This is a genomic window from Paracidovorax anthurii, from assembly GCF_003269065.1.
Taxonomy (GTDB): Bacteria; Pseudomonadota; Gammaproteobacteria; order Burkholderiales; family Burkholderiaceae_C; genus Paracidovorax; species Paracidovorax anthurii.
This window is the reverse complement of sequence record NZ_QLTA01000129.1, coordinates 1-1,101: the sequence shown is the minus strand read 5'-3', so window position 1 is coordinate 1,101 and position 1,101 is coordinate 1. Positions and strand designations below refer to the sequence as shown.

1 protein-coding gene and 1 pseudogene are annotated in these 1,101 nt (G+C 58.5%); both read left to right on the top strand.

What is annotated here, in order from left to right:
* Window positions 1-117: 117 nt before the first annotated feature.
* Window positions 118-438: a hypothetical protein gene (locus AX018_RS24490; protein WP_146749468.1), complete on the top strand. Its 321-nt coding sequence runs from the start codon at window positions 118-120 to the stop codon at window positions 436-438.
* Window positions 439-563: 125 nt separating this feature from the next.
* A pseudogene (locus AX018_RS24485) lies at window positions 564-1,101 on the top strand (hypothetical protein); the annotation flags it as partial.

The window sequence follows — 1,101 nt, the reverse complement described above, 5'->3', positions numbered from 1 at the left end:
GGTCGTCCTCAAACCGTTCTGGTGGCCGCCATGGCATAAATCCGTCTGGGGTTGGGGCTATGCCGTCTTCGAACTGATTTGTGCAACAAAGCCCTGTCGCTGCACCAGGTGCTTGGCATGTTCGACCTGTTTCAGGATGAGGACGACGCACTGGCCGCAGATCTTGCTGTCGCGGTCAAGGAAGCCAAGGACGAAGCACGGTCGTATGTCAGCAAACTCTTCCGCCGGATGGAGATCGAAAATCAGTTCAGTGAGCGCGCATCATTTCTCGCCCGGCTTTCTGCCGAAGAACCGCTGCATCGGCCGAAGGCGGCATGCAACCGCGACGACCCTTTCCATCCAGTCAATTTTGCCAAGGCGAAGAAGGCTCAGTTGAACAGGCTCGAGCGTCTGATCGACGAACACGCGAAAAACACGCGCGTCGACCCAGCGCCTTGAAATTCGGAACGGGCACAAACCAGCCCTGATTTTCGTTCCGAAAAAATTTGAGGCACCAACCGCACATTTGATTCAGGCGGCGACCCCCCGGTCGCTTTTCTTGAACTTTCAAATGTGAGGTGTTCGTGCAGAAACTCAAAGCAGTCGACAACCACCGTGTGCCCAGGGCGGGCATCGCGCCCCAGCCGTTAGTTCCGGCGGAGATCAACCTGGAGACCTTCCCCTGGGCGCCTGTGCGCCTGGCCTTCCTCTCTGGGCATCCTCTGGCGCTGGCTCAGCAGGCCGAGCCCTTCAGGGCATTGGTGCTGCTCATCGCTCAAGCATGGCGCCAGCAGCCCGCCATGACGGGCTGGATCCTGTGTTCCGACGGCCGCTGGCACCACCCTGAACCGGCGGCCTGGGCCATGCAGTCCTGGGATGCCAAGAAAAGCGACGAACGGTTCCGTGCCAAGCAAAGCGCACGCGCACGGTCACGCAGACCTGGTTTGAATCGGGATGCAGACGAACCCGATATTGCCGACCACGGCTCAGCCGCGGCTCAGCCATATAAGAAAGAACAGGACACATATAAGAGCGTGTTTACGATCTCCCCCGACAATCCTGGGGTGAAAAGAAAGCCATACCCAAGCGACATCAGTAGAGAGAAGTTTGCCGAGATCGAGC

What these genes read in the sequence shown, in the direction of transcription:
- AX018_RS24490 (WP_146749468.1), top strand. Translation starts at nt 118, where the DNA reads ATGTTCGACCTGTTTCAGGATGAGGACGACGCACTGGCCGCAGATCTT.